Raw genomic sequence first — 21,891 nt, forward strand, 5'->3', positions numbered from 1 at the left:
CGATGACCGGTCTGCCTTTGCGGGAGAGCAGGGAGATTCAGGGTGACATCCTGGCCGGGTTCAAGAAGGACCATATGCAGTTGCTGTTCCTGAGGTTCGGGGATCAGAACATGGCGCGGACGTGGTTGAAGCGGTTGCGGCCGCGGATCGCCACGACCAGGCAGGTGGCGACGTTCAACGCCGAGTTCAGCCGTGCCCGCAAGAATTCGGGCGGGGACGACCCCAAGAACCTCACCGCTACCTGGCGCGGTGTCAGCTTCACCTATCCGGGCATGAAGGAGCTGGTGGGCAAGGAGCTGTATCCGCCGGCGCCCGAGGACAGCACGCTCGGTGCGTTCGCCCAGGGCCCGGCTCACCCGGCACGAGCGGGAGTACTTGATCTCGGGGAGGAGAACTCCCCGGAGAACTGGCTCTTCGGCAACAGCAAGGGGCAGCAGCCGGTCCACGCGGTGCTCACCATCGCGGCCGACCGCATCGAGGACCTGCGCGCGGCTTTGAGCCAGGAGCGCCAGGAAGCCGCGATGCACCGGCTGTCGATCGTCTTCGAGCAGGACGGGGCGACCCTGGAGGGGACCCGCCGGGGCAAGGAGCACTTCGGTTTCAAGGACGGCGTCAGCGAGCCGGCCGTACGCGGCTTCGACAAGCCCGATCCGAAGAACCCGCAATGGGAGGAGGGGCACCCCGGCACCCGGCTCATCCCGGCCGGTGAGTTCGTCATCGGTGAGGAGAGGGTCGGCGGACGCCCCAACGACCTGCCGCCATGGGCGAGCAACGGTTCCTTCCACGTCGTACGGCGCCTGGGCCAGGACGTCCCCAGCTGGTGGGCGCAGATCCGGGCACGGCTGAAGGAACTGAAGAAGGCCAAGGCCGTCCCCCCCGAGGCCACCGAGGAATGGCTGGCCGCCCGCGTCGTGGGACGCTGGACCTCGGGCACCCCGATCACCAAGTGCCCCTTCGCGGACTCACCCAACGACGCGGAAGCCGCGTCGGACAACGACATCAGCTACAAGAACGACCTCGAAGGGGAACTCACCCCCCTGTGGTCCCACCTGCGCAAGACCAACCCCCGCGACGGTCTGGCGCTCAGGCCCGGCGAGGAGCCCGAGCCGTTCGAGGGACTGGACGGGCTCGACAGCCGACGGATCATGCGGCGGGGCATCCCCTACGGCCGGCCCTTCGACCCCGCGGCCGGCGGAGGCCACGGGGCGGACGCCGCCCGCGGCCTGCTCCTCATCACCTACCAGTCCGACCTGGTACGCCAGTTCGAGTTCATCCAGCAGAGCTGGATCAACAACGCCGGCTTCCCCCTGGACCGCAAACCGCCAGTCGGCCGCGACGCCATGGTCGGCCCCGACACCACCGTCAGATTCAACGGCCAAAACCTCAGCTTCCAGCAATTCGTACGCACCGAAGGAGCCGTCTACGCCTTCGCCCCCTCACTCACCACCATCGCACTCCTCGCCGAAGGCAAACTGACAACCGACGGCATGGGCGGTGGCCAACCGGGCGGTGGCATGGGCGGCGGCCAGCAGGGCGGTGGCGGTCGCGGCGGGATCGGCCAGCTGGGCAAAAACGGCACCGCCATCGTCTACCCCCCTTGGACCATCACGACCCCGGTCACCACGGCGAAGGCCCGGCTGGTCCTGGAGCCGGACGGCAATCTCGTCGTCTATGACGAGAAGAACGCGTCCCGCTGGGAATCGAACACCGCGCGCCAGGGCGGCGTACGTCTCGCCTTCGAGGAGGACGGCAACCTCGTCATCTACAACAAGGCCGACCAGCGCGTGTGGAGGTCCCGCACCGTCGGCGGCAACGCGGACTCCAGGTTCCACATCCAGGAGGACGGCAACGTGGCCATCTACGCCGGCGACGGCACCCTGCTCTGGCAGACCGGCACGGCGCACTGACACAGCACTACCCGCGCCAAACCCCAGGTCCCCTCGATACCGCTCCTGCGCGGTAACGAGGGGACCTCCGGTTCTGAAGTTCCCCCTCTGATCTGGACAGGTTGATACTGGGACGTATGGGTCCCGGAGGAAGCAGTCCAGATCAGAGGGGGAACTCCACGCGACGACGTCGCCGGATTGCCGACATGCGACGAGCGCGGCCGAGGGCTATCGTCACGAAGGTGCCGCCGGACGGAACGCCAACCCGGCTGGGGCTGCGATGCCGAGCTGATGCTCGCCCATGCCCCCCAAGGGCCGACGCCGGCCTGCGTAGGACCGCGAGGAGGCCGCTCCGTGCCGTTTGCCACCTGCTCATTCCCCGAATACGAATCCACCACGGGCGGAGTACCGGTCCGGATTTCCAACGGATACCCGAGGTATCGCCTCACCTACCCCCTGCCCGGGACCAGCAAGTGGCCGCTGCTCTTCCCCGACCGGCAACAGATCACGTGGCCGCTGGAGCGGTTCGCCCCCGTCTACCTCCAGAAACTGGACAGCCTGGGGGTCGAGGCGATCCGGGACAGCGCGCGGGAACTGCTCCGCCAACTGGGCGCCGATGAGAACGAGCTGCTTGTCCTGCTCTGTTTCGAACAGCTGGCGAAGAAGCCCGATCTGTACTGTCACCGGTCGGTGTTCGCGAGCTGGTGGACCGAGCACACCGGCGAGGATGTCCCCGAGCTCGGCGCCGTTCCTGCGCCCTGACCAACCACCCCGCCGGCCAATGACCGACGAGGACGATGTGGTCATCCAGCCGCGACAGCCCCGGGCGCCCGCAGTTGATCTCCGGTGGGGTGCGAAGCCGGGCGCAGAACTGCCTGTGCGACGGGACCCCAGCCAGTCCCGTCGCACAGGCAGTCACCCACTCATCCCCTCGCCCCTGTCCGCAGCCCCTCCCAGGGCCGCGGTCCGGTCAGTACCACCAGGGGTAGAAGTTCACCGCCACGTTGGTGTTGGACTGGTCGATCGCAGTGAAGGCGGACCCGTTCACCTGGGCGGTGTTGCTCTGATTGGACGCGCCGGAGCCGGTGGCCACCTGCTGGGAGGTGGAGGAGTTGCCGAAGTTGTGGCCGCCCACCCCGCTGCCGATGATGCTGGCCACGCTCGCGTTGGATCCGTTGTTGGCGAAGGCGCCGTTGTCCGCCTGGGCCACGCCTGTGAAAAGGGCGGCGGCGAGCGGAAGGGCTGCGACGGCGGCGATGACGCGGGCGGTACGGATGCTTGCCATGTGAATTCCTCCAGGAACCAGAAGTGCGGCTGTTTCCAAGGCAGTTGGCCGACCGCCTCGGTCTCGTGGTGACGACGTCGCGAGATCAGAGTTGCCCACCAAATCCCTGGCGAACCACCGCGGAGGCTGTGATTCCCCCTCAAGTATGAGCAATATCCAATAAACCTCGACTCGCCCACGACGCTCCAGATCAGCACTCTGAGCCATCTCCGGACCAACTTCGAGCCGCTGATCCCCGGGCCTCGCAAGGGGTGAAGCGGTCCCGCACTTCTTCGCCAGATCCCCGCCCGGTACCGCCCAGACCGGACACCTCACTCCCCTTCTTCGAAGATTCGAACGACCGTGAGCCCTCTCACCTCGCCATGCGCACGCCCTGGCCCTCGCTCACGCGCTGGGTAGCAGGATTTACGGCGTCGGCTGAGGCTGGGATGCGTACCGCTCCACCCCGGTGACACATACGCAGGTCCCGAGCGCGGCCGGGTCGTTGGCGCCATCTCGGGAGATGCTGGGCCCGTGGAACCTGATGAGTTCAGCGAAGGCGAGGCCGACGGCCTGCTGGACGCCCCGGACGCGGCCGGCTGGGAGAGCGAGGAAGACGAGTACGAATGGCAGTGCTGACACTTCCGGGCCGACTGGTCTCAGGGCTGGGATGCCGGGCGTCGCAGGGATGCGAGCCATAGGAGTGCCAGCAGGATGCCGGTGCCGGAGGTGTACAGGGTCCAGGCGAGCTGGGGTTGTGCGGTGCAGGGCCCGGCCATGTCGTCGCGGGCGAGCTCGGCCAGCTGGGTGAGCAGGGTGATGGGCGGGCCGAGGCACCAGCCCGCGGTGATAGCTGGCGGGAAGCGGGTCAGGCAGAGGGTCAGGGCCAGTGCGGCAGTGGCGGTGACGGCCATGGCCAGGGTTGAGGTGGCCAGCAGGTCGGCGAACGCGTCCGGCCTCATGTCCAGTTCAAGGCGCGGCAGGATGTGGCCCCAGGTGCCGATGCGTACGTTGACGCCTTGCGCGAGTACGGGGATGAGTTCTGCGGCGAGTTTGACGGCCAGCAGCGTGATGGCGGCGGCTGTCGCGCTGCGGACGAAGGCCGCGTAGTTGCCCTGCGGCCCGATCGGGTCCGCTTGAGCCGGCGGCTGGACCATGCGTGCCGTGGTCATCCCGCTGCGGCCTTGACGGTGTTACGGGGTGCTGGGGCCGACAGAGCCCGGGAGGCCCCGCCGCGACACCTGGCGCCGACCGGATCGTGCTGTGGCCGAGGCGGCGTTGGGTGAACGGGTTGTCGGCCAGTCCCGTTGTGCACCCCGACGTCGCCCCCTTCCCGTCGTCGGCGCGGATGCTGATCGAACCTGCCCGCGACGGTAGCCCCCGACCGGCTGGTGGCGGGGGCTACGACGCGGGCGGGCCGTCAGATCAACACGAAAGGGGGCATGGGTGGCCGCTGCCGGTTCACTCCTTGTGGTCGGGTGCCTTCTCTCTGGTGGACGTGGTGGGCGCCTTCGTGGCAACCGCGGTCCAGTAGACGGTGCTCGCGCCGTGGGCGCTCGTACCGAAGTCGACGCTCACACCGCCTTGGAATTGCTGTCCGGCCGGTACGCGTACGGTCCCGGTGGTGGCGTTGATGACCCGTCCGGCGGCTCCGGCGCTGTCGCCGGGGCTCGGGGCGGCGTTGGCCAGGTTGAGCGGGGACTGGTCCCAGGCGGCGTTGGAGAACGGTGCGGTGACCTGGGCCGGCTGGGTGGACAGGTAGACCTTCACGTTGCGGTCGGACCAGTTGCCGGTCAGCGGGCCCCTCCCGGCGGGGTCCGTCTCGACGCGGAGGAGGAGGTCGATGTCGTAGTCACAGCCGTTGACGAACCGTACGGCGTCGCGGAACAGCGTGGTGTCACCGGCGAACCCCACGACGTACATGGCCTCCTGCACGACGGTCGTGCCGGCGGTGGTGGTCACGGTGGCATTGGGGTCGAGCTGGACCCTGGGCACCGCTGTCGAGCCGGCCGGGCTGGTGTCGCTGCCCGCGACCTTGGTGAAACACGCCTCCTGCGGTTCGAACGTACCCGACATGTAGTTGTTGAAGGTGACCGCCGCCGCCGCAGGTGTCGCGATCAGCAGGGACAGGGCCACCAGCACGGCCCCGCGCCCTGAGATCCTGCGCCCTTTTGCTCCCGGAGACCGTGCTCCCCGTAGTGATCGCATGCTGCTCCCATCGTCGGCGTCTGCCGGTCGGGCCCAGCCTGCACCGCCGAGCGCCTCTACGCGCGCGGGAGCGTTCTCCTTCTCACCCGGTTGCCGAAGGTCCGCACCTCAGCCTGTAGCCCCTTCGCTACACCGGACGCACCGCGCGCCGCGCGTGAGCCCACCGGGGCACCCGCCCGCCGAGTACTCCGGAATACCGGATACCGCGCCCCGGAATCCAGGGGTCCTTCCGCGTGCTGCCGCGGCGCCCTCCCGCCGGTCTCTGTCACACCGCGTTCAGGAGGCGACACGCCACTTGACCTGACGGGCTTTCATCACACCATCTGATGAGATGCATCTCCGGGAGGACGTGCAGGGCTTCCGCCCTCAGAGAGGTGTGCCACCGACGTGCGTGACCGTGCCAGTGTTTCACCCGCCCGCCGTGCCCTGTGCCGGGCACGGCGACTGTGGCTTCAGGTACTGGCCTGCGTCCTCATCCTGGTGGGCGTCCCGACAGGCCCGGCGCGGGCGGAGACGGCCAGTCTGAGGCGGGCGGCCACCACTGTCTCACCCGCGGCCGGCTGGTCGGTGTACTCCTACAGCCAGGCGACCGATGTCGTCTTCTCATCCGGTACCGGCAAGACCTCCGCGTGGCAGGCCGGCACCTTCGAGGGCAGCGCGGTCGACGCAAGCGGGCAGCTGGTCCCCGTCGGCGGCTGGTGGGACGCGGCCTGGAAAGCGCGCCGGTGCGCGAAGCTCACCAGCCCCCTGCCCGTCGGGGTGAGCGATCCGCTGGCCGACCTGGTGGTGCCGCTCCTCGGCCCTACCGGCCCTGTCCCGTTCGGCTCACTGAGGGCCGTGGCCGACGACGGCCGCCTGCTGGCTTCCCGCGTGGTCAGCGCCGACAGCCTCCAGGCGGTCATGCGCGTGCAGTTGCGCGGCACACTGGCTCCGGGCGGCTCCACCGGGCTGTGCGTCTACCTCGACAATCCCGCCCCCGCCGCGCCGGCTCCGCCGGCTCCGCTGCGGGCGCCGCTGTACCGGATCAACGCGGCCGGCCCGCAGATCACCACCACGGACGACACCCAACTGGACTGGGCCGCCGACGACGACCCGCCCAGCCCTTTCCTGACCGGTACCGCGATCAGAACCGCCCCCGTCGGTGTCGTGTTCATGAACCACCCCAGCATGCCCCCGGGAATCCCGCCGGCCCTCATGCAGACCCTGCGCGCCGGGAGGGGAGTGTTCACGCATGAACCGGTCGTCTACCGCTTTCCCCTGGCCGCCGGTACGACGGCCCAGGCCCGCGGTTTCTTCCTGACGACCCTGGGTCTGCTGTGCGTGCCGCTGCTGCAGAGCACGGCCATGGAGTTCACAGTCGGCACCGCGGCCCCCGTCACCGTCGATCCCTACAGGACCACCGGTAGCTGCAACCGTGCCGTATCCGTGGCCGTCGGCACCGACGTCCCGGCCTCCGGCGAGGACGCCGGGTTCCTGACCGTGCAGGTCACGACCGTCAGGGGCTCGACGCCGCTGATCGGTGCCCTCCAGATCGACGGCGTCGCCCCGCTCACCGTAAGCCTGGGCGACCTCGAAGCCCGCGCCGCCCACGGCCAGTGGACCTCCGCCACCGTCGATACAGCGCCCGGAGCCGGAATCTACGGCCTGACCACCGCCCTCGCGGGAACCGACGGCGGCCTGGCCGGTGCGACATGGCAGATCGCCACCTCCGCCAACCCTGCCGGCCCATGGTCCTTCACCGGTCCCGACGGCTCCACCGGCACCTTCTACGGCGGATCCTTCAACGGTTTCCCGGTCGCCTTCCTAGCGGATGGCCGCCGATACCTCCGAGTCCGCGTGTCCTTGAGCACCCTTGCCGGCCACCGCCCGCCCGCCGTGGCCCGCCTGAGTGTCGGAACCCACCTGCGCATCCCCGACCGCACAAGTGGCGAGCCGGCCCGCTACCCCGCCCGCTTCGCCCCGCTCCCGGCCACCACCGGCTTCGCCGCCCGCCTGACCACCACCTCCGCCGTCCTGAACACAGCAACTGCCGACATCCGCACCCTGGCGCCCACACCGCCGGGCAGCCTCGCCCTGTGCCACGACTGCACAACCGGCACCCCGGCCGCCACCGGTTTCCCCTTTAACAGGCGGCGCCCGCTCTCCCTGGCCGTGACCACCCGCCCCACCACACCTGGGGCAGCCGCCCCAGCGCTCCTCCACGTGGATGCCACCCGCACACTCGCCGCCGAACTCCCCATCACCGTCCCCTCCCCATGACGTCACGAAGTCACCAGGCCGCCTGGCGCTGGCTGTCCGGGTCGAGTTGTCCCAGCCAGCCGAAGGCGTTGGCTGCCATGTCGACGGGCTTTCCGTCGGTGCTGAACATGGTGTAGTTCGTGAGCGCGTAGGCGGCACAGGCCGAAGTCGGTGGCGTAGAAGGCCTCGGCCACCACGTCTTCGGTGCACGGGCGACGCCTACTCGATGGCCCCGCATTTGATTCGGAACGCGCAGCGTCACCACGTCAGGCGAGACGCCCAGCCTGCAGGGCCGCAAGCCGCCTCGTCGGCGCTGGTCGCTCTACTTGTACTCGGTCGGCTCAGCGAGTTCGACAATCACGCCGTTGGGGTCGAAGACCGCGGCGATCTTCTGCCCCCAGGGCCGTACCGTCGGCTCCTTCGCGCTGGTCGCCCCGGCATCGATGGCGCGCTTGTATGCCGCTTCCGCATCCTCGACATCGAACCCGATGCGGAACCCGTTGGTGGGGCCAGGAGCCGCGAAGTCGTCGATCTTGCTCCAGTGCTCGACGGTAAGGAGCACACCTGCTTCCGTCGTGGAGCCCGTTGCTCCGTTGGAAATGACGGTGAAAGTTCCGTCGGGGTCCGCAAAGAGCGGTTCGAGCCCGAATGCCTTTGAATAGAAACTCACCGCCGCTTCGACGTCATTCACCATGAGAGTCGTTCCCGCGTAGCGCATCACTGCCGCCTTCGTTCAGGATTGGCAGGATCCACGCCCGTGTAATCCGGCACGGATCATCGAGTCCAACAAAAACCCAACATACGCCCCGGACAAGCCCCTGTCGACCGCAACAGAAAGGCGCGCGCCATCCAGGGTATTTGAAACACCACAAGCTGAGCAGGCATCGACACCTGGATCACCTTCGCACAGTGGCACAGCCGGACGCGAACAGTATTCGAACCAGGCCGAGTTCACACCGATTCAGATTCACTGCCGTCCGTTGCGCATGGGCAGCCGCAGCGGGACACAGTCCTACCGGTCGGCGGGAATTGACCCGCCGCGCTGCCAGTTACACGGCGAATTGGCGGCACGCTTCTCTGGGATCCCCTCCACCGCGACGCACACGACGTGGAATTGACCGTAGTCGGGATCGGCCCGCCGGCTGAATGTTCACAACCTCCGATGGCCGTTGGCCCTGGCTATTCAGCGGAATAGTGCGATCTGACGGTTCGGCAGCGAAAGGTGCCGCCTGGGCTGCAACGATGGGAGTGTCGAGTTCGCATCACAGCAGGAACCTGGGGACCTTTCTGGTGACGAAGCGGCTGCCAGCTCGATGAGGACGGCTGGACCGATGGCTTCGTTCGAGTTCCGCCAGGCGAGTAGATCCGTGGGCAGGGCTTCGGTGGAAACGTGGGATACCCGTTTAAATTCGCACCGTTTGGAGCTGATGACGGAACGACCTCCGGAGCGTTTAGTCAACCGGCTTCTCGCGGGGGTGATCAGGGAAGCGGGATTCTCCAACGCCGAGCTCGCTCGCCGAGTCGCTCAGCTATTGATCAGAAACGGTTCGGGTTCTGGGTCGTTGAGCTGGGTGTGAGCGATCTGGTGGGGGACGCACGGCATCTGTCGCCGTCGGCGCAGGAGGCCCTGCGGCTGCGGGCGGTGGCCGCGTTGGTCCCGGACGGCCTCGGCGGCGGAGGCGACGAGCTCGTCGCCCCCGTCGCCGAGGCCGTCCGGGGCTGGCACGGCGCGACCCCGGCCACCGAGATCCTCTACGTCGACACCGATCCGGCGATCGCCGACACCGCCGCGTTCGTCGAGCACTACGGCCCGGAACTCCTCGACCAGTCGGCGAACTGCGTGATCGTCGCCGCCAAGAGGGCCGGCGAAACCTCCCTCGCCGCCTGCCTGGTCCCCTCTGCCGCCCGGGCCGACGTCAATGGTGCCGTCCGCCGCCGGCTGGGTGCCCGCAAGGTGTCATTCGCACCGATGGACACCGCGGTGGAGCTCACCGGCATGGAGTACGGGGGGATCACCCCCATCGGCCTCCCGGCGGACTGGCCACTGCTGGTGGACGCCTCCCTGGTCGCTCTGCCGTACGTACTGATCGGCAGCGGCCGCCGCCGCGGAAAGCTGATCGTGCCCGGCACGTTGCTGGCCGAGCTCCCCGGCGCCGACCTGATCGAAGACCTGGCCACCTCCTGACGGCCGGTGGATTCCTGCTCCGGGCAGCCCCGGCCGGGGCTGTCGCGCCAGGCCGGGACTTGCTGCTCGACCGCGGTGTTCACCTCGGACCTGTTCGGCACGGGCCACGACCGCGCGAACCGGGCAGCGGTGGCGGCGGTGGCAAGGGCCGGCTCGACCTGGTCGGGATCGCCGTCCACGGGCCACGCAACTCCGTGGACAAAGTCCTCAAGGGCGCCCGCATGCACAGGTGCGCCGGGGCCGGGGACGGGAACCGGCCGGCAGGGCCGTGGGATCATGCCCCTGCTCGTGCTCGTGCTCCTGCCCGTGCTCCCAGGACGTAGTCGACTGCCGCCGCGGCCTCGGCGGCAGCACCGGGTGCCGTCTTGAATCCCGCGCCCGACCAGCATGCGGCGACGACGGTCCGCGGATCGCCGCTCAGGAGCCCGAGGAACGGGCCGTCCGGGTGGTACAGGTCGGTGCCGAACCGCCCGCTCATGAACGGCGCCCGATCGAGCCACGGCCACCGGGGAACCGCTCCGCCTCGGATGTGGGCGATCTGTTCCTCGGTGAGGGTGTCGCCGCTGACGACGGGGACGTTCCACTCGTCCACCGGCCGCCCCGTGAGGTGGCCGCCGGCCGCCTCGCCGTCCAGCTGCGGCCTGCCCCATACGCCGGTCGTCAGGTCGTTGACGACCGGCAGCTCCCGGCCCCCACGGTCGAAGAAGGCGTAGCGGATGCGCCGTGTGCGGGAAGCCTGAGCACCGGGGCGGAACGACAGGCGGTCGCCGAGCAGGGCCGGGGTGCCGCTGCCCGCGGCGACGACGACGCAGGCCGCGGTCAAGGCTGCGCCCGCCGTGACGACTTCCGCGCCGCGCGGGTGCGGGAGCAGTTCGTGCACCGGACCGTACGGCAGCAAGGTGGCTCCCAGACGCAGAGCCCTGGTCCGGTGGACGGCCGCCGTGGCCGTTGGGCTCGCATAGCCGCCGTCGGGCTCCCACAGTGCCGCGGAGATGCCGGCGGTGGACAGGTCCGGCCAGCGGGAGCGGAGCTGGTCCGGTGTCAGCAGTTCCGCCGCGATCCCGGCGTCCCGCAGCTCCGCGAGGCCCCGCTCAGCCTCGGGAAGGTCGTCCGGGCCGAGCAGTACGAGCGAGCCGGTACGGCGGAAGCCGCAGCGGGCGGCCTCCTCCGGGTCGCCGCCCCACAGGAGCTGGTGGCTGAGGATGGCCAGTCTGCGCAGCACGGGCTGCGGTTCGTAGGAGCGGACCAGTCCGCCGGACGCGGCGGTGGCCGCGGGAGCACCCGGTCCGAGGGTGGCGATCGCCACGGAACGGCCGGCCGCGGCGAGTTCGGCGGCGACGGCGCTGCCGACGACGCCGTCCCCGATCACGACGACGTCCGGCTCGGACACCCGCCCGGTCATCGGGGCGGGGATCCGCGAGAAGGCCCTGGCCAGCGGCACGGTCTCCCAGGCCGAGGAGGTGGCGGCGTCCACGGCGTCCCCCCGGGAGTCGAAGTCGATCCCGGCGTGCCCGCGCAGGGCGGCGAGCAGCGCGTCGCCCCGGACATCCGGTTGTGCGGTCAGTGCGTCGACGAGGCAGTCGAACGCCGCCTCCACATGGCGGCGGGCGCCGCCCCGAAGCCGCGCCACGTGGGCGTCGCCCGCGGCGGAGCCGAGCAGCCCGGGAAACTCCTCGACGGCGCAGTCGTCGGTGAACAGCAACCGGCCCTCGAAGCCCTCGGCCCGCAGTCGGCGTGCCGTGGTGGCCGCTCCCACGTGGGTGCCGCAGACGACCACGTCGACCGGCGGGTGCTCCGGCGGTTCAGCGGTCGCCAGCGCCACCCGGAAGCGATCGGCGAGTCGGCGTCCGTAGGCGCTGCCGTCGTCGACGACGGCCGGTGCCCGGTGGCCGGACGGGCGGGCCGCGGCCAGAAGGGCCCGCACCTGTCCGGTGTCATGGGCGCACCAGCGCAGTGCGCCGGGCTCGGTGAGCAGTCCGGGGGCGGTGGAGAGCGGCAGCAGCAGCGGCAGGCCGGCCGCGCGGTAGCCGTCGGTCACCCGAGCGGCCCCCATGCTGTTGAAGTGGCCGACGACCGCGGCGTAGCCGCCGTCGGCCACGACCGCGCGGCCGACCTCCGCCGCTCGGTCGGCATCCCCGCGGTCGTCGTGGAACTCCCAGGAGATGCCGGGCCCCGGGCGGGCCGCCGCCGCCCGGGTCAGCAGGACGCCCCAGGATGCGCGGGGCCCGCTGAACGGGCCGACCACGGCCACGCGTGCCCGACTACCCACGGACGGCACCGGTGAAGACCGGCGTGGCCGGAGCGATGAGCGGCAGGGCCGGCTCGGGGAGGGCGAGGGCGTCGGCGTCCACGGGCCGGGCGGGCGCCACGTGCAGCGCGGCGGCGAGCCGTGCGGCTCCCTCGGGCAGGACGGGCGCGGCCCAGGCGGACAGGGCCCCCGCCACGGCCAGTTGCCCGCGCACCGCGGCTCGGTACGCGCCGGCGCCGCCGGGCCGAGTGCGCTCGTGGGCCTGTACATGTCCGAAGTCGGCGACGCAGGAGACGGCTTCGTCGAGGAGGGCCACGGCGCGCCTCGGGTCGAATCCGGCCAGCCCGTAGGCTTCGTGGAGTTCGGCCGCGATCCGGCGCAGTCGGCTGTCGAGCAGTTCCCAGGCGGGGCCGGTGGGCTCTTCCTGCGGCACGCGGCCCGCGCAGTCGTCGGTGACGGCGGTGAACAGCCGCTCGAGCCAGCCGTCCCACAGCCCGGCGAGGTGCTCCCGGGTCCGCTCGAGTGCGGCGAGGTTGAAGTTGGTCTCGCGGCCGTTGGGCCGGTCGGCGAGCACGTGGTGACGCAGCACGTCGGATCCGGTCAGTGCGAGCGCCTCGTGGGCCCACACCGCATGCCTGCGACTCGTGGAGAACTTCAGGCCGTCGAGCTGGTAGAACTCGTTGACGACGAAGGCGCGGGGCAGCGGGGTGCGGTCGTCATGGGCGAGGAACAGCGCGGGGAAGAGCACCGCGTGGAAGTAGCCGTTGTCGAAGCCGAAGAACTGCACCGGCCCGCTCTGCGGCAGCGTTCCGCCCGTGGGGTCGTACTCCCGCAGGTAGCCGGGTGCCATTTCGAACCAGACGAACACGCGCTGGTCGGTGAAACCGGCGGTCGGCACGGGCACGCCCCAGTCCGAGGGGTGGCTGACGGCGATCTCGGGCAGTCCGTCCGCCCGCATGCGCTCGCACAGGGCCCGCAGTCGGGGCGGCATGTCGACGGCGTCCCAGAAGGCGGTCAGCCGGTCGGTGAAGGGCGCCAGCGGGAAGTACAGCCGGGCGGCGTCGCGCAGTTCCGCGTCCGTGCCGCAGGTGACGCACCGGGGGGCGATGAGGTCGCCGCAGTCGTTGGGCCGGCCGCAGGGTTCACAGGCGTTGCCGTTGCAGGACGCCCCGCACGACGGGCAGCCGCCGGTGACGTGTCCCTCGTACAGCCAGCGGTCGCACGGGCGGCAGTAGGGCAGGGGACGGGTGCGCTCGACGATGTGGCCGGAATCGTACAGGCGCTGGAAGAACTCCTGGACGAGCGGTACGTATTCCGGGTCGGTCCTTGGGCGCACGACGTGGTCGAAATCGACGGCGGCCTCCCGCCAGACGCGCACGATCGAGTCGCCGAAGCCGTCGGCCGTCTCCCCCGGCTTCCCGTCGCCGTCCCTCAGAGCGCGTACGGCGACGTAGCCCTGGTGGTCGTCGAGCCCGGTGGTCAGCCGGACGTCGTGGCCGTCGGCTCGCAGGAAGCGGCCCAGCACGTCGGCGGCGACGTAGGGGCCGGCGAGGTGGCCGACGTGGAGGTCGCCGTTGGGGGTGGGGGGCGTGGCGGTGATCCAGGAACGGTCGGTCATGCGGCGGGCCCGCCCTTCGGCTCGTGCAGCGGCCAGTAGAGCGAGATCCAGGACAGCGGCTCACCCGTGGGGTTCGACACGACGTGCTCGTCGTTGCGCGGGAGGGCCAGGAGGTCACCGACGGTGAAGTCGGTGACCTCCCCCGCCAGGCGGAGCGTGCCCGAGCCGGAGAGGATCACCATGACCTCGTCCTGGTCGTGGCAGTCGGGCTCGGAGTCCGTCCCGGCGGGCAGGAAGCAGGCCATGGCGCCGATGGGCGGTTCGTCCGCCGCTTCCTGGGACTGCCAGGGGATCAGTCGCTGGCAGGACATGCCGAATTCTTCGGAGGCGTGTGCCGCGGAAATGCGGATTCTGGTGATCAAGGGGGTCCTCGCAGCCATTGCAGAACGTTCTCGGGGACCGCCGGACGCGTCGATGCGGGGGCGGTCTGCCGAGACTGAGGAAAGATGAAACGTCGCCCTCCGCGCTGCACCGCGGTAGGGCTCTCGACCGCAGATCCTTCTCCGTGTCCGGAAGTACGTCTCGGAAACAGATCGGATGCATGGGGAAGGTGCTCTGGCACCCCCCGGAGCCGAGTCGGCGAAAATCTAACACACATGTTCTCGCGGTCAATCTGCCTGGACGTGTTCGTCGAGCAAGCCCGAAGAGGCGATGCGATAGCCGAGTTGCGCCCGGCTGGAACTCCCCAATTGCTGGGAGATCCTGCGAACGTGCTCGGCGACCGTACGAGCGCTCACGCCGAGCCTGACCGCCATCGAGGCGTCCGTGTGCCCTTCGATGAGGAGGCGCAGGATCCGGCTCTGGATGTCCGAGGTCACCACCTCCGTGCGTGCGGGCGCGGCAAGTGCTCCGACGACGCTGGCGTTGTCCCAGCACCGTTCGAAGCACCGCACCAAGTGACGCACGAGGGCCGGGTGACGCACCATCAGCGCCCCCGAGCCGCCACCGCCGCCCCCGATGCCGTCCTCGGGGGTGCGGCCGGGGTCGTCGCCGGGCACGAAGGCCACCCGCCGGTCGCAGATGATCACCCGGTCGATGTCCTCGCTCGTCGTGCGCACCTCTCCCCCGGCGCTGGTGATCCTGCGGGCGTACTCGAGCGTGGGCAGGTGCGAACGTATCCCGTGCTGATAGAGGGTCCGTTGGCGCACCCCGCGCCTCAAGGCACCCAGATCGCGCGGCAGCGCCCCGGCCAGCAGGTGCTCGGCACGCCCGCCCCCCGGCTGCACGGTGAGCAGCTCCTCCCGACAGGAGGTCACGGCCCGGTCGAGGGCGGCGTCGATGACCGAGTCGCCGAGCAGGAGGGCCAGTTGGCCGCCCTGGCCGCCCTGCGCCTCGCGGTAGGCCATTTCCGCGGCGGCGAAGGCCGCCTGGGTGGCGGCAATGGCGTTCCGGTGGCGCCGGATGCCCTCTTCGTGGGGCCGCAGCGCCTGGGCGAGGGGCCCCGCGGGTGCGACGGGCACGAGGACGCCGTCCACTCCGGGGATGCCGCGCAGCAGGCCGAGGGCCACGACGCAATCGGGTGCGTCCACCGCGCGGAGGCTGCCGGCGTTCACTGCCGCCCGGTACGCGGCAACGCCACCCGCACACAGGACGTTACCCTCGGAAACAATCTCCCTGTCCGTCTTTGTACACATAGATTCCCCCTTCATGATCACGTACTGCATGATCATGAAGGGTAAGGCCCTTGATCAACTCCCAGGGACTGTGCAGGGTGGATGCATGGACGCACCACGCGTCCTAACGGGGAGGAAATACCAATGCGCTCGGCGCTGTTATCCGCCGCTGCCGCCACTGCCGCGAAGGCAATGACCGGCCATTCGATTGTTTTCAGCCACGATTCCTCCTGGGGCCTGGGGCCTGGTGCCGCACCGCTGACCGCCTCTTAACCGGCGGTCGGGCTGCACCCCGACCGCCGCCGGCACCCGCCATGGATTCGCTTTCTCCGTTCGGAGACAAAACTTTCTTGAGGACAAGAATGCCCGAAACGCAACCACATCCGGAGCATGAACCCGTCTATGACGTGGTCGGAATCGGTTTCGGTCCCTCGAACCTCGCGCTGGCGATCGCGCTGGAGGAGCACAACGAAGCTCTGGGCGGAGAACAGGCACTCACCGGAGTCTTCCTGGAGCGCAAGCAGAGCTTCGGATGGCACCGCGGCATGCTGATCGAAGGCGCCACCATGCAGGTCTCCTTCCTGAAGGACCTGGCCACACTGCGTAACCCCGTCAGCAGGTTCGCCTTCGTGTCGTACCTGCACGACAAGGGCAGACTTGTCGACTTCATCAACCAGAAGTCGTTCTTCCCGACCCGCGAGGAGTTCCACGACTACCTGGAGTGGGCTGCCTCCGACGTCGACCACATGGTGCGCTACGACAGCGAAGTGGTCTCCGTACGTCCCGTCATCGAAGGCGGTGCGGACGGCGCGGCCACCCTGTTCGAGGTGGTCTCCCGCGATCCCGGCAGCGACGAGGAGACCGTCCACAGGGCCCGGAACATCGTGGTGGCCTGTGGCCTGGAGGCCGTCATGCCTGACGGCGTCACCGCCTCGGAACGCGTCTGGCACAGCGGCAGTCTCCTGACCAACCTCGCCGAGCTCAAGGACGACGCCCCCAAGCGCTTCGTCGTGGTGGGTGCGGGGCAGAGCGCGGCCGAGGCCACCGAGTACCTGCACCGCACCCACCCCCACGCCGAGGTGTGCGCGGTGCTGTCCCGGTTCGGCTACAGCCCGGCGGACGACAGCCCGTACGCCAACCGCGTCTTCGACCCGGAAGCGGTCGACGTCTGGTTCGACGCGCCCGAGCCGGTCCGGGACCGGCTCATGGACTACCACCGCAACACCAACTACTCGGTGGTCGACCTCGACCTCATCGTGGACCTCTACCGCACGGAGTACCAGGAGAAGGTCCGCGGCGAGCACCGGCTGCGCATCCTGCGCGCCTCCCGGGTCACCGGCGTGTCCGAACAGGCCACCGGCGTCGTCGTGCACCTCGAGGACCTGCCGGCCGAGGCCCGCAAGGAACTCGACGCCGACGTCGTCGTGTTCGCCACCGGATACCGGCCGTTCGAGCCCACCGGCCTGCTCGGCGACGCGGGACGCCACTGCGTGCGCGACGAGCAGGGACGGCTCGGCATCACCCGGGACTACCGCGTGCGCACCGACTCCGCCGTTCGCGCCGGGATCTACGTGCAGGGCGGCACCGAGCACACGCACGGCATCACCTCGTCCCTGCTGTCCATGGTCGCCGTCCGGTCCGGCGAGATACTCGCCTCCATCGTCGAGCAGCGCGACCGGCAGGCCGATCCGGCTGCCGACGCCGGCAAGAAGCCGTGAGCGGGCTTCCCTCCGCTGACGTGGCCGTGGTCGGCGCCGGCATCGTCGGAGCCGCGATCTTCCACGAACTGGCCGACCGGGGCCTCAAGGTCACCGCCGTCGACGCCCATCGCGGTGGCGGAGGAACCACCGCCCGGTGCGGCGGAGTCGTCCGCGCCTACCACGACGATCCGGTGCTGTCCGACCGGTCCCTCGTCGGCTGGCGCTACTTCCGGTCGTTCGCCGAACGCACCGGCGTCGACGTCCCCTTCCAGTCGTGCGGCTTCCTCTACCTGCCGGCTCTCGACCGGGCACAGTACGCCCAGGCGGAAACGGCCCGGATCGCCGCGGCCGGAGCCCCCGCCGAGTGGCTGCCGCCTCACGAACTGACCCGCCGATTCGGCGGGTTGGTCCGCGGAGACGCGTGCGGTGCCGTCTGGGAGCCGGACGCCGGGTACATCGACGCCGACGAGACCGTGCGCGGCTTCCTGCTCGCCGGACAGCGCAAGGGAGGCCGCCTCGTCGAGGGCGTCACGGTCCGCGGCCCGGTCCGGCAGGACGGCCGGATCACGGGAGTGGACACCGACAGCGGCGTCGTCCGCGCACGCAGCGTCGTCCTCGCCACCGGCGCCTGGACCCCCTCGCTGCTGACCTCGTGGGGCGTCCCGCACGACCTGTGGACACAGGCGATCCAGGTCGACCTGCGCCTGCCCGCGGCCCCGGTCGCCGGACACCCCGCGTACATGGACGACATCCACGACCTCAACGGGCGTCCCCACCCGGATGCCGCGGGCATCTACGTGGGCCACCCCACCGGGCTGCGCACGCCGGGAGCCGGCCACCAGCCCCTGGACCCGCAGCACTCGGCGCGCATCCGGGCAGCAGCGGCACGGCGATTGCGCTGGGCCGGGGACAGCCGGGCATGCGGCGGCCTGCGCGCCGCCGAGTGCTACGCCCCCGACACCCGGGCGCGCGTCGGCCCGCTCGTCGGCGACCCGGCACTGCTGCTCGCCACCGGCTTCAGCGGCGGCGGCTTCAAGATGGCGCCCTGGGCCGCCACCGAGGTGCTGCGCCACCTCACCAGCACGACACCGTGACCACCCTGCCTCCACGACCACAGGAGACGTGATGACCGAACAGACCAGAGCGAAACCGGAGATCAGAGGCGTTCTGCCGGTGATCCTCATGCCCTACACCGAGCAGGGCGCCCTCGACGAGGAAGACTTCCTCGCCCAGACGGAGCACATGTTCGGCGTCGGCTGCGACGGGTTCGTCGTCGGGCAGGTCTCCGAGGTGCTCCGGCTGACCCACTCCGAACGGCTTCGCGTCGCCGAACTGTGCGCCAAGGCCGCCGCCGGGCGCGGCGTCTCCGTCATGAGCACGGGCGCCGAAACCGCCGAGGCCGCCATCGAGTACTCCCGCCACGCGCAACAGGCCGGCGTCGACGCCCTGCTCGTGATGCATCCCGCCACCGTCGCCCTCGGCGACGAGGAGATGCTCGGCTACTACCGCCGGGTCATCGCTTCCGTGGAGATCCCCGTGATCGTCCACCACGCCAAGAGCCTGGCCAAGATACCGCTGTCGATCGCCACCCAGGTCCGGCTGCTGGAGGAGTTCGGCGAGGACCGGGTGCTGTTCAAGCCCGAGGCACAGCCGACCCCGCCCCGGGTCAGCCTGCTGCGCGACGCCACCGGCGGCCGCGCCCGGATCTTCGAGGGCGACGGCGGCATGATGCTGCTCGACTGCCACCGCAGGGGGCTCGTCGGCACGATCCCCGCCACCGAGATCGCGGAGATCGTGGTCGTGCTGTGGCGCCTGCTCGAACAGGGCCGGCGGGCCGAGGCCGAGCGCATCGGCCACCCGCTCTCCTACCTCATGTGTCACATGATGAACAGCACCGACTACTACCTCTCGATCGCCAAGCGGCTCCTGAAGGAGCGCGGGATCGTCAAGAACACCCTCGTCCGGGGTCCCAGCCGGCACGTGCTGGACGACGAGACCTGGACCGAGGTCCGCCACACCTACGACAACCTTCTCACCCTTGCCAAGGAGCTCTCCCGATGAAGAACCACGCCTTCACCATCCGCCTCAAGGACGAAGCGGCCGCCGAGAAGTACATCGCCCTGCACCGCGAAGTCTGGCCCGAGATCGTGGGCCCGGGCGGCGCCCTCGACACCATCGGCGTGCGCAAGCTGCAGATCTTCTACATCGACCCGCTGACGCTGTTCATGTACGTCGAGGCCGAGGACCACTTCGAGCCCGTCCACGACTTCCTGCGCGCCAACGACCTCCACCCCAAGGTCCAGGAGTGGGACGACATCATGCACACCGACGGCGGGCTCCTCGAGCGCCACCCGGGCAACGACGGCAAGCTGAACTGGGCCCCGATGCGCCGCATCCACCACGTCGACTTCACCAACACGCTGCCCGACCTGGACGCGGTGTGAGCACCACCGACCGGTCCGCGGTCACCCTTCTCGACTGCACCCTGCGCGACGGCGGCTACTACACCAACTGGAACTTCGATTCCGTCCTGGTGGAGGAGTACCTCGCCGCATGCGCCGCCGCCGGCGTCGACGTGGTCGAACTCGGTTACGCGTCCTTGGACGACAACGACCGCGGCCCCTACGGACGACTGCCGGCCGGGCTGACGCCCAACCTGCGGATCGCGCTGCCCACGGACCACTCCCTGCGCTTCGCGGTCATGGTGGACGCCGGCTCGCTGCTCGGTGAATCCGCCGACGGGGTGGGGCCGCGGCTCGCCGAACGGCTGGCGACCGGGGCACTGCCCGTCGAGCTCGTACGCGTCGCCGTGCACCACGCCAGGGTCGCCGAGTGCGCGGGCCTGGTGGAATCACTGCGCGGAGCCGGGTTCGGGGTCTGCCTCAACCTGATGCAGATCGACCTGGCCACCGATGAGCAGGTCGACGAGATCATCGGGCAGGTGGCCGCCATGGGCCCGCTGGAGGCGGTGTACGTCGCCGACTCGCTCGGCTCCATGCACGCCGCCCGGGTACGGTCCCTGGTCACCCGCTTCCGCGCGGGCCAGGGCGCACCCGTGGGCATCCACGCCCACGACAACCAGGGCTTCGCACTGGGCAACACCCTGGCCGCCGCCGAAGCCGGTGCGCTCTGGCTCGACTCCACCGTCCTCGGCATGGGGCGAGGGGCGGGCAACGCCCGCACGGAGCAACTGCTGGCCGCCCTCGGCGAACCGGCCGGCCGGATGCGGCCGCTCCTGGAGACCACCGCCCGGCATTTCCTCGCCCTGTTCGAGAAGCACCGGTGGGGAGCCAACCCGCTCTATGCCATCGCCGGCATGCACGGGGTGCACCCCAGTTACGTGCAGCAGTTGGAGGCGACCGCGGACCACAGCCCCGACAGGCGCCTTCGAGCCCTGTGGTCCCTCGCTTCCGAGGGCGCGCACAGCTTCTCGGCCGAGAAGCTGCAGCGCGTACTGCAGCATGCCTGACCGTCTGCTCGACTGGCTCGCCGGTCACGACACGGTCGTCTTCGACCTCGACGGAGTCCTCGTCGACTCCAACGAGGTCAAGGTCGCCTGCATGCGGACCGCGCTGTCGGATTTCGGTACGGAACTCGTGGAGGACTTCCTCCACGAGTTCCGCCGGACCTTCGGCCGGTCCCGGCGCGAGCACTTCGCCGCCTTCCATCGCGACGGGCTCGGCGGGAGGGGCGAGGGGCCCGATTTCGAGGCGTTCTGGGACCGCTACTCCGGCCGCTACGCCGCCCTGCTCGCCCAGCGCTACCGGCAGGCCCCGCGGTGCGCGGGGGCCGCCGAGCTGGTCGGTGCGCTGGCGGCCCGGGGCGTCCCCCTGCACGTGGCGACCGGGACCCTCACCGCCGAGGCCGAGGCGGTGCTCGCACGGGCCGGAATCGCCTCCCACTTCCGCTCCGTACGGGGAGGTGAACGCACCAAGGCCCGGCGGCTGGCCGAGATCCTCGGCGACGAGGGTGCCGTCGTACCGGCGCGGACCGTGCTCGTCGGCGACGCCCGACAGGACCTGCTGGCCGCCGCGAAGGCAGGTACGGGCTTCCTGTTCGTGGAACGGTACGCCTTCTTCCCGGCCGGCCGTGTTCTCACCGGGCCGGAGGCGATCGGCTCCCACCAGGTGTGGGACCTCACCCCCGGCACCGTCGTTTCGCCGGGCGCCTGCCACGACGACCGACCGAAGGGAACGGCAGCATGAGCGTGCGACCTCCCGTGGTGATATCCGGAGTGACCAAGGGGATCGGCCGAGCCCTCGCCCTGCGCTTCGCCGAGTTGGGCCATCCCGTCTCGGGATGCGGCCGCTCGACCGGCGCGGTGAGGGAGCTGCGCGGCATGCTCGGCTCCGGGCACTTGGTCGAGACGGTGGACGTCACCGACGCCGACGCCGTGTCGGCGTGGGCCCGGGCCACGGCCGCCGAGCTGGGCGAACCGGGGCTGGTGATCGCCAACGCGGGTGCCATCCACTCCCAGCGGCCGGTCTGGGAGGTCGAGCCGGCCGTCTTCGCCGAGGTCGTGCGCGTCAATGTCGAGGGCGTGCACGCCATGGCGCACGCCTTCCTTCCGCTGATGTTCGAGTCCGGCGGGATGTTCGTCGCGCTGTCCTCCGGCTGGGGCCGCAACCCGCGCCACCACCTCGCCGCCTACAGTGCGGCGAAGTTCGCCGTCGAGGGGTACGTGGGCGCCCTCGCAGGGGAGCTGCCCGATCACGTCAAGGCGTTCGCCATCGCCCCCCACAGCGCGGTGGACACCGAGATGCTGGCCACCTGTCTGCCCGGCGAACACGAGCAGTACCCCGCCCCCGACGCGTGGGCCCGTACGGCGGTCGACCATCTCCTGCACCGTCTGCCCCACGAGCCGTCCGGCAACGGCCTGTTCTTCCCCGCCTCTTAGCCTGGTCCCGACCACCAGTCCCGACCACGAAACC

General features: G+C 70.3%; 19 protein-coding genes and 1 pseudogene. 12 read left to right on the forward strand and 8 right to left on the reverse strand.

Annotation, left to right across the window (positions count from 1 at the left end):
* Window positions 1-2 precede the first annotated feature (2 nt).
* Window positions 3-1,907 carry a Dyp-type peroxidase gene (locus tag DRB96_RS11080; protein ID WP_239516097.1) on the forward strand — a complete coding sequence of 635 codons (1,905 nt, stop codon included), beginning with the start codon at window positions 3-5 and terminating at the stop codon, window positions 1,905-1,907.
* A gap of 333 nt (window positions 1,908-2,240) precedes the next feature.
* The gene (locus tag DRB96_RS11085) at window positions 2,241-2,648 is read left to right on the forward strand and encodes a hypothetical protein (protein ID WP_112448290.1); all 408 of its coding nucleotides are present in this window, start codon (window positions 2,241-2,243) and stop codon (window positions 2,646-2,648) included.
* A gap of 208 nt (window positions 2,649-2,856) precedes the next feature.
* Here DRB96_RS11085 and DRB96_RS11090 read toward each other — a convergent pair whose 3' ends face one another.
* The 3 genes from DRB96_RS11090 to DRB96_RS11100 all read right to left on the reverse strand — a co-directional run bounded on the left by DRB96_RS11090 (window position 2,857) and on the right by DRB96_RS11100 (window position 5,292).
* Entirely contained in the window at window positions 2,857-3,171 is a 315-nt protein-coding gene (locus DRB96_RS11090) for a hypothetical protein (RefSeq protein WP_112448291.1), read from the reverse strand.
* Window positions 3,172-3,809: 638 nt separating this feature from the next.
* Window positions 3,810-4,322, reverse strand: coding sequence for a hypothetical protein (locus tag DRB96_RS11095; RefSeq protein WP_162688550.1), 513 nt, complete (start codon window positions 4,320-4,322; stop codon window positions 3,810-3,812).
* A gap of 289 nt (window positions 4,323-4,611) precedes the next feature.
* Window positions 4,612-5,292: a hypothetical protein gene (locus tag DRB96_RS11100; RefSeq protein ID WP_112448293.1), complete on the reverse strand. Its 681-nt coding sequence runs from the start codon at window positions 5,290-5,292 to the stop codon at window positions 4,612-4,614.
* Between the two features lie 546 nt (window positions 5,293-5,838).
* On the opposite strand from DRB96_RS11100, the gene DRB96_RS11105 reads away from it, so the two are divergent.
* Window positions 5,839-7,617 carry a hypothetical protein gene (locus DRB96_RS11105; RefSeq protein WP_112448294.1) on the forward strand — a complete coding sequence of 593 codons (1,779 nt, stop codon included), beginning with the start codon at window positions 5,839-5,841 and terminating at the stop codon, window positions 7,615-7,617.
* A 301-nt stretch (window positions 7,618-7,918) separates the two neighbouring features.
* Here the strand turns inward: DRB96_RS11105 and DRB96_RS11110 are convergent, their stop codons facing one another.
* Entirely contained in the window at window positions 7,919-8,290 is a 372-nt protein-coding gene (locus DRB96_RS11110; protein WP_162688551.1) for a VOC family protein, read from the reverse strand.
* 933 nt (window positions 8,291-9,223) lie between these two features.
* On the opposite strand from DRB96_RS11110, the gene DRB96_RS11120 reads away from it, so the two are divergent.
* Both DRB96_RS11120 and DRB96_RS11125 read left to right on the forward strand, forming a co-directional pair.
* The gene (locus DRB96_RS11120) at window positions 9,224-9,781 is read left to right on the forward strand and encodes a YbaK/EbsC family protein (RefSeq protein WP_112453335.1); all 558 of its coding nucleotides are present in this window, start codon (window positions 9,224-9,226) and stop codon (window positions 9,779-9,781) included.
* Between the two features lie 72 nt (window positions 9,782-9,853).
* Window positions 9,854-10,008 (forward strand): annotated as a pseudogene (locus DRB96_RS11125) (DUF2000 family protein); the annotation flags it as partial.
* 47 nt (window positions 10,009-10,055) lie between these two features.
* Here DRB96_RS11125 and DRB96_RS11130 read toward each other — a convergent pair.
* From DRB96_RS11130 to DRB96_RS11145, 4 genes are all read right to left on the reverse strand, one after another.
* Entirely contained in the window at window positions 10,056-12,050 is a 1,995-nt protein-coding gene (locus DRB96_RS11130; protein ID WP_162689059.1) for an FAD-dependent oxidoreductase, read from the reverse strand.
* Window positions 12,043-13,647, reverse strand: coding sequence for a class I tRNA ligase family protein (locus DRB96_RS11135; RefSeq protein WP_112448298.1), 1,605 nt, complete (start codon window positions 13,645-13,647; stop codon window positions 12,043-12,045). Before DRB96_RS11135 ends, DRB96_RS11130 begins: the two co-directional genes overlap by 8 nt.
* Entirely contained in the window at window positions 13,644-13,958 is a 315-nt protein-coding gene (locus DRB96_RS11140; RefSeq protein ID WP_162689060.1) for a cupin domain-containing protein, read from the reverse strand. Before DRB96_RS11140 ends, DRB96_RS11135 begins: the two co-directional genes overlap by 4 nt.
* Window positions 13,959-14,255: 297 nt before the next feature.
* A complete protein-coding gene (locus DRB96_RS11145) occupies window positions 14,256-15,176 on the reverse strand; it encodes a helix-turn-helix transcriptional regulator (RefSeq protein ID WP_162688618.1) in 921 nt (306 codons plus the stop codon).
* A 491-nt stretch (window positions 15,177-15,667) separates the two neighbouring features.
* Between DRB96_RS11145 and DRB96_RS11150 the strand changes: the two genes are divergently transcribed.
* From DRB96_RS11150 to DRB96_RS11180, 7 genes are read left to right on the forward strand one after another with little or no spacing between them, the layout of a single operon-like run.
* Window positions 15,668-16,978, forward strand: coding sequence for a lysine N(6)-hydroxylase/L-ornithine N(5)-oxygenase family protein (locus tag DRB96_RS11150; RefSeq protein WP_343234514.1), 1,311 nt, complete (start codon window positions 15,668-15,670; stop codon window positions 16,976-16,978).
* Window positions 16,975-18,054, forward strand: coding sequence for an FAD-dependent oxidoreductase (locus tag DRB96_RS11155; RefSeq protein ID WP_112448302.1), 1,080 nt, complete (start codon window positions 16,975-16,977; stop codon window positions 18,052-18,054). Before DRB96_RS11150 ends, DRB96_RS11155 begins: the two co-directional genes overlap by 4 nt.
* Before the next feature lie 31 nt (window positions 18,055-18,085).
* The gene (locus DRB96_RS11160; RefSeq protein ID WP_112448303.1) at window positions 18,086-19,021 is read left to right on the forward strand and encodes a dihydrodipicolinate synthase family protein; all 936 of its coding nucleotides are present in this window, start codon (window positions 18,086-18,088) and stop codon (window positions 19,019-19,021) included.
* The gene (locus DRB96_RS11165) at window positions 19,018-19,404 is read left to right on the forward strand and encodes an L-rhamnose mutarotase (RefSeq protein WP_112448304.1); all 387 of its coding nucleotides are present in this window, start codon (window positions 19,018-19,020) and stop codon (window positions 19,402-19,404) included. The genes DRB96_RS11160 and DRB96_RS11165 overlap by 4 nt, the downstream gene beginning before the upstream one ends.
* On the forward strand, window positions 19,401-20,429 hold the full coding sequence (locus DRB96_RS11170; protein WP_112448305.1) for a hypothetical protein: 1,029 nt from the start codon (window positions 19,401-19,403) through the stop codon (window positions 20,427-20,429). The genes DRB96_RS11165 and DRB96_RS11170 overlap by 4 nt, the downstream gene beginning before the upstream one ends.
* A complete protein-coding gene (locus DRB96_RS11175; protein WP_162688617.1) occupies window positions 20,422-21,165 on the forward strand; it encodes an HAD family hydrolase in 744 nt (247 codons plus the stop codon). The genes DRB96_RS11170 and DRB96_RS11175 overlap by 8 nt, the downstream gene beginning before the upstream one ends.
* Entirely contained in the window at window positions 21,162-21,857 is a 696-nt protein-coding gene (locus DRB96_RS11180) for an SDR family oxidoreductase (RefSeq protein WP_112448307.1), read from the forward strand. Before DRB96_RS11175 ends, DRB96_RS11180 begins: the two co-directional genes overlap by 4 nt.
* The last annotated feature ends 34 nt before the right edge of the window (window positions 21,858-21,891 follow it).

The sequence above is a fragment of the Streptomyces sp. ICC1 genome, from assembly GCF_003287935.1.
Lineage (GTDB): Bacteria > Actinomycetota > Actinomycetes > Streptomycetales > Streptomycetaceae > Streptomyces > Streptomyces tritrimontium.